At 51.2% G+C, this 13,934-nt stretch carries 13 protein-coding genes; 11 read left to right on the top strand and 2 right to left on the bottom strand.

What is annotated here, in order from left to right; translation table 11 throughout:
• Window positions 1-29 precede the first annotated feature (29 nt).
• On the bottom strand, window positions 30-3,965 hold the full coding sequence (locus KB559_RS00065; protein WP_211020185.1) for a discoidin domain-containing protein: 3,936 nt from the start codon (window positions 3,963-3,965) through the stop codon (window positions 30-32).
• 460 nt (window positions 3,966-4,425) lie between these two features.
• Here KB559_RS00065 and fur point away from each other — a divergent pair, with 460 nt between their 5' ends.
• The 11 genes from fur to deoD all read left to right on the top strand — a co-directional run bounded on the left by fur (window position 4,426) and on the right by deoD (window position 13,760).
• The gene (gene fur / locus KB559_RS00060; protein ID WP_211019558.1) at window positions 4,426-4,902 is read left to right on the top strand and encodes a ferric iron uptake transcriptional regulator; all 477 of its coding nucleotides are present in this window, start codon (window positions 4,426-4,428) and stop codon (window positions 4,900-4,902) included.
• Between the two features lie 169 nt (window positions 4,903-5,071).
• Window positions 5,072-5,308: a DUF4227 family protein gene (locus KB559_RS00055; protein ID WP_211019557.1), complete on the top strand. Its 237-nt coding sequence runs from the start codon at window positions 5,072-5,074 to the stop codon at window positions 5,306-5,308.
• A gap of 19 nt (window positions 5,309-5,327) precedes the next feature.
• Window positions 5,328-6,338, top strand: a complete 1,011-nt coding sequence (gene xerD / locus KB559_RS00050) for a site-specific tyrosine recombinase XerD (protein ID WP_211019556.1) — start codon at window positions 5,328-5,330, stop codon at window positions 6,336-6,338.
• Between the two features lie 69 nt (window positions 6,339-6,407).
• On the top strand, window positions 6,408-7,595 hold the full coding sequence (gene deoB / locus KB559_RS00045; RefSeq protein ID WP_211019555.1) for a phosphopentomutase: 1,188 nt from the start codon (window positions 6,408-6,410) through the stop codon (window positions 7,593-7,595).
• An 18-nt stretch (window positions 7,596-7,613) separates the two neighbouring features.
• Complete coding sequence (locus KB559_RS00040; RefSeq protein ID WP_211019554.1) at window positions 7,614-8,441, top strand: purine-nucleoside phosphorylase; 828 nt, start codon at window positions 7,614-7,616, stop codon at window positions 8,439-8,441.
• Between the two features lie 21 nt (window positions 8,442-8,462).
• On the top strand, window positions 8,463-9,794 hold the full coding sequence (locus tag KB559_RS00035; protein ID WP_211020183.1) for a pyrimidine-nucleoside phosphorylase: 1,332 nt from the start codon (window positions 8,463-8,465) through the stop codon (window positions 9,792-9,794).
• A gap of 243 nt (window positions 9,795-10,037) precedes the next feature.
• Complete coding sequence (locus tag KB559_RS00030) at window positions 10,038-11,234, top strand: D-alanyl-D-alanine carboxypeptidase family protein (RefSeq protein ID WP_247681485.1); 1,197 nt, start codon at window positions 10,038-10,040, stop codon at window positions 11,232-11,234.
• Between the two features lie 89 nt (window positions 11,235-11,323).
• The gene (gene spoIIAA, locus KB559_RS00025) at window positions 11,324-11,677 is read left to right on the top strand and encodes an anti-sigma F factor antagonist (RefSeq protein ID WP_211019552.1); all 354 of its coding nucleotides are present in this window, start codon (window positions 11,324-11,326) and stop codon (window positions 11,675-11,677) included.
• Window positions 11,674-12,126: an anti-sigma F factor gene (gene spoIIAB / locus KB559_RS00020; RefSeq protein ID WP_211019551.1), complete on the top strand. Its 453-nt coding sequence runs from the start codon at window positions 11,674-11,676 to the stop codon at window positions 12,124-12,126. Before spoIIAA ends, spoIIAB begins: the two co-directional genes overlap by 4 nt.
• A gap of 11 nt (window positions 12,127-12,137) precedes the next feature.
• Window positions 12,138-12,893 carry an RNA polymerase sporulation sigma factor SigF gene (gene sigF, locus KB559_RS00015; RefSeq protein ID WP_211019550.1) on the top strand — a complete coding sequence of 252 codons (756 nt, stop codon included), beginning with the start codon at window positions 12,138-12,140 and terminating at the stop codon, window positions 12,891-12,893.
• Window positions 12,894-13,052: 159 nt separating this feature from the next.
• Entirely contained in the window at window positions 13,053-13,760 is a 708-nt protein-coding gene (deoD, locus tag KB559_RS00010; RefSeq protein ID WP_211019549.1) for a purine-nucleoside phosphorylase, read from the top strand.
• Between the two features lie 89 nt (window positions 13,761-13,849).
• On the opposite strand, the gene KB559_RS00005 is transcribed toward deoD, so the two are convergent.
• The coding region (locus KB559_RS00005) for an IS3 family transposase (protein WP_211020181.1) at window positions 13,850-13,934 on the bottom strand (85 nt) is incomplete at its 5' end.

The raw sequence follows: 13,934 nt of genomic DNA, 5'->3' as shown, positions 1-13,934 counted from the left end.
TTAAACTTTAACAGAGCCAAATTAATAAATCACCAGTTATTCCCTGACACTCTGATTACGTTGAAATTAGGGCTCTTGTTTTCACCGTAAATCGCCGTAATCCCCGGATTATTGATTTTTACATTGGTGAAGCTCGCTGACCCTACCGCCGGTCCTTGCCCGTCTTCCGCCTTGGCTACCAGTTTAATGCCATAGCGGGTCGGGTTATTGATCGTGATATTCTCCAGGCGGATATTTTGCATCTGGAGGTTTTCCGGAGCCTTGGACTGGAACATCAGCCCGAAGTATACCGGATTGTTGATGTCCACATTTTTTACAAGGATGTTCTTAAGGTCTCTGTCGCCGCCATGGAACCAGATGGCTCCGAAGTTTTGGTAATCGTTTATTTTGTCATCGGCTCCGTTGCTGGTCCAGAAATCCCCGCCGGTACGGTCTAAGGTCACTCCGTCGATGACAGTATCCAGCGCCCCAAACCCTAACGTATTATAACCGAAGCTCAAGCTGCTGATGGTAACGCCGGGGTATGTCAGCGTATCCGCGCCGTACAAGTTTTGGAACAGGTTATCTTGACCGCCATAAACGGCAAAAGCTGCCGCGCGTCTGACGTTTGTGGCTGTGAGATTAGTATATTTATTGCCGACATTGTACGAGCCGCCTGCATCGACCGCGCTAAATAAGGCAAAGGAATCGTCCCCGGTTCCCCGGGCATAGTTGTTATCGATAATATTGTAAGAAGATCCGTTTGTCATATTGATGCCGTCGGCGAACATATTTTTAATCCGGTTGTTTTTAAAAGTATTATGTGAAGAATTCACTCCCCAATAGAGACAAACGAAATGCTCGGCCCAGACGTTATCGATGGTAACGTTCTGCATGCCATTCCCGTCAATGAATTTGCCCGGTCCGTCTACCCTGTAGATATAATTGCCCCAAGCGGACAGATTCTTGATGGTAGATCCGTTGGCGGCGGAGCTAATATTAAAACCGACATCGGTGTTTGTTTGATTCTGAGGAGCTGTCAGCTTTGTATGCCAAGGACCAGCGCCAATGATTTCAGTAGCTCGACCGTATAAAAAGATTTTTGATGAAATCGTCCATTCGCCGGCCGGAATGAAAATTCCTTTCTTGCCGGGATCTTGCCGGAATTCGTTCAGCGCCTGCTCAATGGATTTCGTCCCGGAAACCTGGACGTATTTGTCCGGATCCGGATTTGAAGCCGGCGGGGCGACGTTTTCCGTTTCGATCATATCCACATAAATCCATGGGACATCGCCGGCGTCCTTCTGGATTTTGATTTTGGTCCCGGCCGGATAGACCTGATCAAGCAGCAACTGGGCATCTTCGTAGAGCCAGTAAGCTTTGGAGCCTGAATTTTTGTATCCGAGATCCCCAAGCGTGCTGGGGGTTGCGTAGAGATAGGAGAATTTCGATGTGACGGTAAAGTTTCCTTTGTCGATGCCGTCTGCATAAATGCTGATCGTTCCGGTCGTGTTTTCCGCGACGGCGTTACGAAGAACGAAGGCGTTAGCCGGTGAGGTGAGCGTAAATTCCACATATTCACCAGGGGCATCCAGATAAACGGCTGATCGCCCGGAAGCCTCCCCGGCAAAGTCGCCCGGCGTAAAGTTCGGAGCCAGTCTTGTCCCGTTTGTGTCGTTCGAGGAGACTTCTGCTTCAAGGATGGTAAACGGCATATTCGCACCTCGACCGGAATATAAACTGGCCGTGCCGATATTATTACTTTGCTTGATGGCCGCTTCGTTTGCATCGCTCGCGATCGTTGTTGTCACCGTATAGCTGCCGTTGACGGCAGTCCAGGTGCCCATTGCGACGTTGGCGGACGCTCCCGCAGCCAGAACCCCGTTATAGGCCCCGTTAAAAGTTTGAACCGTATTGCCCGCTCCGTTCTTTAATACGGTTGTAATGCTGTGGGCTCCGCTGGCGGAAGCGATATTCCCTTGGTTTTTGAGGTTCACGGAGAAGGTAACGGTGTTGCCCGCGCTTGGATTGCTCGGTGTCCATGAAGTTGTTCCGATCAAATCGGAGCTTTGAACCGAACCGACTACGAGCGGGGAGGAATGGGTGTAATTATTATTCGTGTTATCGATCTCGACGACGACGTTGCCTTCGTCTGCTTTGGCGATCACTTCATATGAACCGGCGTTCCGGGGTCCGACGTTGGCAGAGACAACGGTAGATGCCCCCGCGGCGAGCGGGCCGACGGAAGCCGTTCCGGCCAAGGAGCCGTCCAGATAAAAGTTCACATCTGTTGCCGAGGCGGCCGCTGTACCGATATTTTGGACGGTGGCTTGCAGCGTAATGCCGTCGGTTTCACTCGGAGAAGCAGGGGACCAGGAGATGCCGTTGACTGTTAGATCCGGGTTTGGAGCCGGTGTACCGAAGATCTGGAATTCGGCGACTTGTCCGGCTGGAGCTCCGGAATTGGCCGTAAACCGGAGTTGCAGGCTGCTCGCCGTCGCATTGACGGGAATCGTCACTGTATTTTGCGAAGCAGGATTAAATGTATATGAAGCAGAGGAGACCAGATTATTGAAAGTCGTGGAATTTTGAGCATGTCCAAGGACTTGAATACTCTGTGTGCGCGTTGACCATGAGCTGGCGGGATTGAGCTTGATTACGATCTTACTCACATTGGCATTGGCTCCAAGGTCTACGGTAAGTGTGCTTGGATGTCCGCTGCCTTCCCAATAAGTGCTTGTATCGTTGTCGTTGGCATTGGCCGCCACAAAGGTGAAGGTGGAGGAAGAGGCGGTAATCGGCTTGCCGATAGCAAGGTTCTTCTCAGTGCCGCTGTCCGACCCGTTGCGCGTTACTGAGTTGCTTGGAGAGGATGCGTTGCCTGCGGCATCTTTGGCGATTACGTAATAGGTGACAGTCGCGTTTGGAGGTTGCTGGTCCGTATACGTCAGCGTAGAAGCGTTGACGCTGACGCGGAGCTGGTTGTTTGCGAATATGTCATATCCGGTAACGCCGACATTGTCGGTAGCCGGGCTCCAGGAGAGTTGAACAGTTTCCGAAGTTGGTTGTGTGTAAGCGAGATTGGATGGAGCCGTCGGTGGCTGATTATCGGCGGGGGTTCCGCCCGGTGTGAAATTGATCCAGTTAATATTGAAATCGTATCCGCTGGCATAAATGCGAAGCGTTTGCGGCCCGGCACCAAGCGCCACGGTGGCCGTAACGGTTTGCCAATTTTGCCAGCCTCCGGTGTTCGGGATCGCTGTGGTAGCTAGCGTCGTTCCGCCGGTTTGGAGTTGAATCTCACCCGTGCCTGAGTTACTGGCTACCCGATACTCAACGGTGTAGATACCTGCGGTTTGCACGTTTACATTATAGTCCAGCCAATCGCCGGTGTGGATCCATCCCACATTAAGGCCGCCGCCGCTATCCCCGGTAGGCTCGGTTTCAATTCCGTTCATCCCGCTGTAGTTTTCCGCTTCGATCTTGCCCGGAATAACCGATGCCTCGGCTTGCAAAGCTCCGTAGACTTCCAGTTCGGAGAGCTGCGCCGCCGGCCAGCCGGTATTGGCGGTTACGCTGATCCGCACGTAGCGTGTGTCGGTTGCCGGGAAATCGACGGTCGACTTATTCCCGCTGTTTGGATCGAACGTATAGCTGGCCGCTGGCTTAAGATCCGTGAAGCTTGTTCCGTCTGTGCTGCCTTGTACGGACAGGGTTTGCGAACGGCTCTCCCATCCGGCCGGAAGTTTAAGTACAACTTGGTCAATTCGGATTGTGTTGCCAAGATCGACCTGTACCCATTGCGGAAAGGCATTGTTCGTGCTCTCCCAGTACGTACCTGAGTTACCGTCAGTTACATTGGACGCAGCATATACATCGGCATGTCCGGATTCAGCCACCGGTTTGCCTGCGGCCAAATTGGGGCCGCCTGCTGCGTGAACAGAAGCGGGTGACCCTAAAGAGACAAGGAACGATCCGGCAAGCATAGTTACGATGCAAACCCACGCGATAAAGACTCTTTGGCTTTTCACGATGTTATTCTCCTTTCATATTTAAAATAACTTTGCAGCTTAACTCCAACACTAAATTCCATCACCACCCTTATTTACATTTTTACTGACTAAATTCCAATGTAAGCGATACCATAAAACTTCAAATCCCTCCTTCTATTATTTTGAAATAAATCATTTACATAAAGATCATAAATCGGGAGAGGATGCCAAATATAGTAGTGATTCTATTGAAAAGATGTGCAAGATTAAGAATCTTGCAGTGAAGTAATTCATAGAGAAACTTCTTTTGCCAAATTTATTTTCCTAGCTTCGGCTTGGACCAGCTTTACATCCGGCGCAGGCTCCAGTAAATGTTTGACTTTGTTGATTCGGACCCCCTATAATGAAAGAAGTGATTTATAGCGCAAGTTGCGGCAATCCTGGGGGGGAGAACATGGAAGCAAAGATCGATAAAATTAAACAGCAGCTGCAATCCCACGGTTATAAATTGACGCCCCAACGGGAAGCCACGGTTCGAGTTCTGCTAGAAAATGAAGATGACCATCTCAGCGCGGAAGATGTATTCATGCTGGTAAAGGATAAGGCTCCCGAGATTGGCCTGGCTACCGTATACCGGACGCTGGAGCTGCTTAGCGAGCTTCATGTGGTTGAGAAGATTAACTTTGGGGACGGGGTTGCCAGATATGACCTGCGTACCGATACGACCAAGCATCACCACCATCACTTGATTTGCGTGCAATGCGGGGCGATGGACGAAATCCGTGAAGACTGGCTGGGTCCATTAGAGGAACGGCTGGAGAAGGAATTCAATTTTACGGTGCTTGATCATCGTTTGGATTTTCAAGGCATTTGCTACCGTTGCAAAGACAAGAACGGGGATCAGCCGGGTAACGGCGGCAAGAAATCATAATAACATGAATGCAAGCTCCGAACGGCCGGACCGTTAGGGGCTTTTTTTAACGTGCTCGAGGGATCTTCAAAACCTGCATATACACCTAGCTCTCTTTATATACTGTTACAAATAGTGTCCAGGCTCCTATTGCAATGATAGGAAAATGGGTAAAGAAAGAGGGAGAGTTATGGTTATCTCGGTTCGCAGAATGCTGAGAACTCTGAAATATTTGCTCGTTTTTGTCGCATTGGCCTATACTTTATATAAAGGTCTGGGATTACTTGATGCGTATGTTTATCCCTTGGATAAATACCGGGTACCGGACGGATCCGCCGTTAAAGTGTTCCTTGCCGGGAGTGCGGAGGGCCATGAAGCGGAAACGATGGCAGAACGGTTAATCCTGTTTTTTTGGTACGGGGAATAGCGACTTTGGCAGCAGGGAAATGAGATCATGTGTGGAATTGAACAATAGAGTGCCACGGGTAAGACATCATTCGACGTTACGAAAGGAGGCGCTGAACATAGAACGATATGCAGCCTCTTTTATTTCATATTTGGCCGGGCAAAAAGATTTAAGCAACTCGACACTGGAAAGCTATAAACGTGACATACGCCAGTTTCTGGACTATTTGCACGACAAGGAAACCGAAGATTTACGGGAAGTTACCAGAGCGGGAATTCTGCTCTATTTCTCCGCGCTTCGGGAAGAGGGCAAGGCCCCGGCAACGATTACGAGGATTTCCGTGGCGTTGAAGGCCTTTTTTCAGTATCTTCTCCAAGAGCGGGTCATTGATCAAGATCCACTTATTACAGTTAAAATGCCGAAATTCGACAAAAGTCTGCCGGCTGTGCTAACGGTGGAAGAAACGGAGCTGCTGCTCCGTATGCCGGACTGCAATCACCCACTAGGGCTTAGGGATAAAGCCATGCTTGAATTGTTGTATGCTACCGGAGTCCGGGTGAGCGAACTGATCTCGCTGAATATGGAAGATATCGATACGAATGTCCGCTTCTTACGCTGCTCAGGGGATACAGGCAAAGAACGTATCTTGCCATTTGGAATAGTGACCGTGGATTGGGTGGGCCGATATTTGCGCGAGGTCCGGCCTGGCTTAGGCCCGAGCGGACCGCAAGACCCCTTGTTTCCAAACCGTTCCGGAGGGAAGATGAGTCGGCAGGGCTTTTGGAAGGTGATTAAGAAGTACGGCGTTGCGGCGGGGATATCCAAAGAAATTACGCCGCATACGCTGCGGCACTCGTTCGCTGTCCATTTGCTTGAAGGCGGGGCGGATGTTCGTTCGGTGCAGGAGATGCTCGGACATGCCGATCTTGCCACGATCCAGATGTACCTTAATCATACCCGTCCCAATATCAAAACGGTTTATGATCAATTTCATCCAAGAGCCAAGGGCAGCGTTGAAGCTTGGACCGGTCAATCGTCAACATCGCAATAAGCCGGGAAAGAGAATGGATTTGGGACAAGCAGGGATAACTAACAAGCAAAGATTGAAGGAGTGAAAGACATGCATAATGAGAACGGCTTCGATAAAATTACCGTGATTGTGCTGGACAGCGTAGGTATCGGGGAACTGCCCGATGCTGATAAATTCGGGGACAAGGGTTCCCATACCCTGGGTCACATTCTGGAGAAGGTGCCCGGCACTCGTCTGCCCAATATGCAGAAACTCGGCCTCGGAAATATAGCGGAACTTCCCGGACTTGCTCCGGCGGAGCAACCGGCGGCCTATTTTGGGAAAATGGCTGAGGTTTCGTCCGGCAAGGACACGATGACAGGCCATTGGGAACTGATGGGCCTTAAGATCGAAACTCCGTTCCAAACGTATCCGAACGGTTTCCCGCGCGATCTGGTTGCTCGGTTTGAACAGGAAACGGGCCGGAAAATGATCGGAAACAAGCCGGCTTCGGGAACGGAAATTTTGGACGAGCTCGGCGAAGAGCATATGAAAACGGGAGCGTGGATTGTCTATACCTCCGCAGACAGCGTGTTTCAGATCGCAGCCCATGAAGAGATCATTCCGCTGGAGGAATTGTACCGGGCGTGCGAAATTGCCCGCCGGTTGACGCTCGAGCCGGAGCACTCGGTTGGACGCGTCATCGCGCGGCCTTTTGTCGGAGAGCCGGGAGCTTTCAAGCGGACGCCAAACCGTCATGATTATGCGGTAAGCCCGCCTGAACCGACTGTCCTGAACGCTTTGAAAAATGCGGACAAGGATGTGATCTCCGTTGGGAAAATCAATGATATTTTCTCCGGCGAAGGCATCACCGCTTCCTATCCGACGAAGAGCAACAGACATGGTATCGACGAGACGATTCGCCTAATGGGCGAATCGTTCAACGGCTTGCTGTTTACGAATCTTGTCGACTTTGATTCCTTGTACGGGCACCGCCGCGATCCGGAAGGTTATGCGCGGGCGCTGGAGGAGTTTGACGCTTCGGTTCCGGATTTGCTGGCGCAAGTCGGCGAACGCGATCTGCTCGTTATTACGGCGGACCATGGGAATGACCCAACGCACTCCGGCACCGATCATACACGTGAATATGTGCCGTTGCTCGTTTACGGAAAAGGGTTGTCCGCACCGGGAAGCCTTGGCGTCAGAGCGACCTATGCGGATTTGGCGGCGACGATCGCCGATAATTTCGGCGTACATGCCAGCGAGCACGGAAAGAGCTTTTTGCAGCTATTGAAATAAGAAACGGGAGAGATGACGATGACTACGATACTCACGATTGGCATGATACGGGAAGCTGCGGATTATATCCGCTCAAAAACGAAAACCACTCCAAAAGTAGGGCTGATCCTCGGATCGGGGCTTGGCGTGCTTGCGGACCATATTGAAGAAGCAACAAGCATTCCTTACCACGAAATCCCTTATTTCCCTCAGTCCACCGTGGAGGGACATGCCGGTGAATTGATGATCGGCACCTTAAACGGAACTCCAGTTGTTCTAATGAAAGGCCGTTTCCATATGTATGAAGGATACGGCCCGGAATTGACGGCTTTTCCAGTCCGGGTTATGAAAGAACTCGGGGTGCAGACGCTGTTGGTTACGAATGCAGCGGGCGGGATTAACACGTCCTTCCAGCCGGGCGATCTCATGCTGATCTCGGATCATATTAATTTGACGGGGACCAGCCCGCTCATTGGACAAAACGATAATGAACTGGGTCCTCGTTTCCCTGACATGTCGCAAGCCTATAGCCGCAGACTGCGGGAATTGGCCCGTAAAACGGCGGAGCAGAACGGGGTTCCACTTCAGGAAGGCGTTTATGTGGGGTTGCTTGGCCCATCGTACGAAACTCCGGCTGAAATCCGTATGCTGCGCACTTTAGGTGGTGACGCGGTCGGCATGTCGACGGTATCGGAAGTTATCGTTGCAAGACATGCGGGCCTCGAGGTGCTTGGAATTTCTTGCATCAGCAATATGGCGTCGGGAATTTTGGACCAGCCTCTGTCCCATGACGAAGTTATGGAAACTACAGACCGTGTCCGGGAGAAATTCCTGAGCCTGGTGCTCGCGATTATTCCTGCAATGTAATTACGGGAGGTGAAGATGAAGATGAGAGCAGTTGATCTGATCCGCAAAAAGAGAGACGGCCAAGAGCTAAGCGGCGAAGAGATCGGTTACCTGGTCAAAGGCTACAGTAACGGAGAAATCCCGGATTATCAAATGGCAGCCTGGGCAATGGCCGTTTACTATCAAGGGATGAGCGCTCGGGAAACCGCCGATTTAACGCTGTCCATGGCCGCGTCCGGAGACATGATCGACCTCAGTTCCATTCATGGAATCAAGGTTGATAAGCATTCGACCGGTGGTGTTGGGGATAAGACAACGATCGTCATTGGTCCCCTTGTGGCGGCAGCCGGGGTACCGGTCGCCAAAATGTCAGGCCGGGGTCTCGGTCATACCGGGGGCACGATCGACAAGCTGGAGGCGATTAGCGGCTTCTCCGTGGAACTGGGGCAGGAGCAGTTTTTCCGCCAGGTGAACGAGATCGGTCTTTCCGTGGTCGGGCAAAGCGGAAATATGACTCCTGCCGACAAGAAGCTGTACGGCCTGCGCGATGTAACGGCTACAGTGGATTCAATTCCGCTGATCGCCAGTTCGGTCATGAGCAAGAAAATCGCTGCGGGTGCGGATGCGATTGTGCTTGATGTCAAGACCGGCAGCGGCGCGTTCATGAAAACGCTGGACGATTCGATCCGGCTGGCCAAAGCTATGGTCGATATCGGCACCCAGGTTGGACGCAGCACCATCGCTGTCATCAGCGATATGGATCAGCCGCTTGGCTATGCGATCGGCAATGCGCTCGAAATTCAGGAAGCGATTGCGACGCTGCGCGGAGAAGGGCCGAAGGACTTGGAGGAAGTTTGTCTGATTCTCGCCTCCCATATGCTCGTTCTTGGCGGCAAGGCAGAGACGGAAGAAGCTGCACGGGCGATCCTTCAGGAGAAGCTGGCCAGCGGAACCGCGCTGGACAGACTGAAAATGCTGGTAGAAGCCCAAGGCGGGGATATCACGCAAATCGAGAACCCCGAACTATTGCCACAGGCTGAGCTTCAAGTGGAAGTGAAGGCCGAGAAAGGCGGCTTCGTCGAGTCGATTCAAGCTGAAGAAATCGGCATTGCGGCGATGCTCCTCGGAGCTGGTAGGGAGACCAAGGATTCGGTGATCGATTTGGCGGCAGGCCTTACGCTTCGCAAGAAAATCGGCGATCCGGTCGAGGTCGGCGAAGTGCTGGCGGTTCTTCACTTGAATACTCCGTACGAGAGTCGTCTGGAAGAGGCGAGCAGTAAGGTGAGAGAAGCTTACGGAATATCCGAAGACAAGGTGCCTCGCAGACCGCTAGTGTTTGCGTTGGTAACGCCGGAAGGCGTTCGGAGATTTTAGCGGAATAAGGGGCTTTAAGCAACACAGGTTCGTGGATACAAAGGTGCGGGAGTGAAGTTACTCCTGCGCCTTTTTTTATGCAAATTTTAATACATAGGCGGTTGAACCCATCTTAATTTCTCTCGCTAGCTCCCCTTTCGTTCAACTAAACTCTTTAATGATCCCTATCAGGAATAATATGACAAGAATTAGCCCATACTAGGTTAGCAGAATCCTGATTTTTATTGAAAAGGGGGACTAATGTTGAAAAAGCGGTTGTTAATTGGATTTACAGCATTGATTCTCGCGTTCCAGTTTTGGCCTGCCACCGGGTTTGCCAATCACGGAGGACCGCATGAGGAAGTCGCGGCAGACGAGATCGCATTGGCCGGGAACGCCCTATCCGCCGTTTTAATCGATGCGGATACGGGGACGGTAATCTACGAGAAAAAGAGTCATGAACAGCTGCCACCGGCCAGCATTACCAAGATCATGACGATGCTGCTTACGATGGAGGCCATTGATAAGGGCAAGCTGAAGATGACCGACAAAGTTATGGCAAGCGAATATGCTTCCTCTATGGGCGGTTCGCAGATCTTTCTGGAGCCCGGCGAAGAAATGACGGTCGATGAATTGTTAAAAGGCGTAGCGATGGCTTCCGGTAATGATGCGTCAGTCGCGCTTGCCGAGAAGATCGCCGGTACGGAAAAGGCGTTCGTTCAGATGATGAACGACAAGGTGAAGGAGCTTGGGCTGAAAGACACCCATTTCTCCAATTGCAACGGATTGCCGGCGGACAATCATTATTCGTCCGCGCATGACATTGCCATGATGAGCAGGGAGCTGCTGAAATACGAGGGCATCACCAAGTATACCGGTTCCTATCAGGACTACCTCCGTAAACAATCCGAGAAACCGTTCTGGCTGGTGAATACGAATAAGCTGGTCCGGTTTTATAGCGGGGCGGACGGTCTGAAAACCGGGTATACTTCGGAGGCTAAATTTTGTCTGGCGGCAACCGCCAAACGGGACGGACTCCGGTTGATAGCCGTAGTTCTCGGGGAACCGAACACGAAGACACGGAACAGCGAAGTATCCGCTATGTTCGACTATGCATTTTCCCAATATGCCCTGCATCCGATCTACAAGGCAGGCGAAATTATCGGCAAGGTTAAAGTGACAAAGGGAGAAACCTCCCAATTGGAACTCGCTGCTTCCAAGACGATGAGCGTACTCATCAAGAAGGGAACCGAGCCGGGTTCGATTACGCAAAAGCTGGAAGCACCGGAGAAACTGGCCGCACCGGTTAAACAGGGGCAAGTTATCGGCAAGCTGGTTGTCTATCAGAACGGGCAAGCGCTGACGGAATTTGAACTGAAGGCGGCTTCCGACGTCAAAAAGGCCGGCTGGTGGACCATGTTTAAACGAACGGCCTCTCATTTGTTTTTTGTAGATTCGTAGCGGTTTTCTTCTAGTTTTGTCACAGGGGAGGAATCCACAACCGGGTTGTAGAATTGTTGTGTTCATGTCAGGGAGGAGAGTGAACAGACGTGAATTTGAAAATGGAAATGGAAAGACACCGGGAAACACTTGTAGTTCGTTTAGTCGGAGAGCTGGATCACCATACGGCGGACGATGTCCGAATGACTTTGGATGAAGAGATCGGCCGCGGGATCTGCCGCCATCTTGTTCTCAGCCTCGAGTCTTTGCAGTTTATGGACAGCTCGGGCATCGGAGTGATTTTGGGCAGATACAAGCTGATTAAACAAAAGGGCGGCCGTATGGTCGTTTGCGGGGTAAATCCGCCGGTCTACCGGCTGCTTGAGATGTCAGGTCTGTTCAAGATCATGTCCGTCTACGAGAACGAGAGCACCGCTCTTTCGGAATTGGAGGTCGCCCTATGAGTCAGACCGACCGCAATTTCATGACGCTGCAATTTGCCGCTAAGTCGGAGAATGAATCGTTCGCCCGCGTGACTGTCGCTGCCTTTGTGTCTCAATTGGATCCGACCATGGATGAAATCACCGATTTGAAGACGGTGGTCTCCGAAGCGGTCACCAATTCCATTATTCATGGATATGACGAAGATCCGGAAGGTATCGTTACGATCTCCGCGTCTATCGAAGGCGATACGGTGACTCTCGTGGTGGAAGACAAGGGCAGGGGGATCGAAGATCTGGAGTTAGCCAAGCAGCCGTTGTTTACGTCGAAACCGGAGCTGGAGCGGTCCGGCATGGGTTTCACGATCATGGAGAATTTTATGGATGAATTTGATGTCACCAGCGAGATGGGCGGGGGTACTTCCATCCGGATGAAGAAGAGGATTGTATCTAAGAAAGCTTTGTACAATTAGGGGTTGGAGCTATGGATGCCGAAGTGAAGCAAGCCTCGAGAGAGTATTTGGACGACACGGAAGTGAAGCGGTTGATTGCTCTGAGCCAGAACGGGGATTCCGCGGCCAGAGACCGGCTTGTAAACTGCAACATCCGGCTGGTTTGGTCAGTCGTGCAGCGTTTTATGAACCGGGGTTACGAGCCTGAAGATTTGTTTCAGATCGGATGTATCGGACTGCTGAAATCGGTCGATAAGTTCGATCTCAGCTATGACGTGAAATTTTCAACCTATGCGGTTCCGATGATTATCGGTGAAATCCAGCGCTTTTTGCGTGACGATGGTACCCTTAAGGTAAGTCGCTCGCTCAAAGAAATGGCGAATAAGGTACGCAAAAAGAAAGATGAGCTGTCCAAGCTATTGAATCGGCTTCCTACCGTAAAGGAAGTGGCCGCAGAGCTGGGAGTCACCCCGGAAGACGTCGTGTTTGCCCAGGAGGCGAACAAGCCGCCGGCGTCCATTCATGAGACCGTATTTGAAAATGATGGGGATCCGATCACGCTGATGGATCAAATCGCCGACGAGTCGCAGGAACGCTGGTTCGATAAATTGGCGCTCCATGAAGCGATCGACGGATTATCGGAAAGGGAAAGGCTGATCGTATATTTGCGGTATTATCGCGACCAGACTCAATCCGAAGTTGCCAACCGGCTTGGTATCTCGCAAGTACAGGTATCGCGGCTGGAGAAGAAAATTTTGCAGAGCATTCGCGACCAGATCGCGCAATAGCACAAATTTTACAGGATCCCCTTTAAGCAGATCGTCGCAATAAGCGGCGGTTTGTGAAGGGGATTTTTCAGCGTCAATGACCGGATATACTCGCAAGGAAAGAGGACATCTTATATACTAGAAGTAGATTCGCCATCTAAAACAGAAGGAGATCATAACATGAGCGTACATATTGCAGCCAAACCAGGCGAGATCGCAGAAACTATTCTTTTACCGGGGGATCCGCTCCGGGCCAAGTATATTGCCGAAACGTATTTAAGCGACGTGATTTGTTATAACGAAGTCCGGGGGATGCTTGGATTCACGGGCACCTATCAAGGGAAAAGAATCTCTGTGCAAGGCAGCGGGATGGGAATTCCGTCCATTTCGATTTATGCGAATGAACTGATTCGGGATTACGGAGTGAAGAACCTGATTCGCGTCGGCACATGCGGCGGCATGCAGGAGCATGTCCATGTCCGCGACGTTATTCTGGCTCAAGCTTCCTGCACCGATTCCAGCATGAACCGTCATGTGTTCGGCGGCTTCGACTTCGCTCCGATTGCGAGCTTCCCGCTCTTGAAAGCGGCTTATGACCGCGGGGTGGAAAAAGGATTGAAGCTGCATGTCGGGAATATTTTTAGTTCGGACATGTTTTATAGGGACGATACGACCGTAACTCAACTGCTGATGAAATACGGCGTGCTTGGCGTAGAGATGGAGACGACCGCACTATATACTCTTGCCGCCAAGTATGGAGTCAATGCGCTGACTATTCTGACTGTTAGCGATCATTTGCTTACCGGTGAGGAGACCACTTCGGAAGAACGGCAAACCACCTTTAACCAGATGATGGAAGTCGCCTTGGATACAGCTGCAGCGCTATAAGGCAACGGGAATTCCACGAATATAAAAAAAAGCACCGCCGAGGTGATTAAACTGGTACCCTTGTCAAGGACACTTAAAAAAGAGAAGGCTTAGGCAACAGACAATAGATGATTCCTGTACTGAACAGGGGTCATCTTTTTTAATCCCCATTGATACCTGTGATGGTTGTAATAT

It is taken from the genome of Paenibacillus sp. Marseille-P2973 (genome assembly GCF_018101095.1).
Lineage (GTDB): Bacteria > Bacillota > Bacilli > Paenibacillales > Paenibacillaceae > Fontibacillus > Fontibacillus vini.
This window is presented reverse-complemented; position numbering and strand designations above follow the sequence as displayed.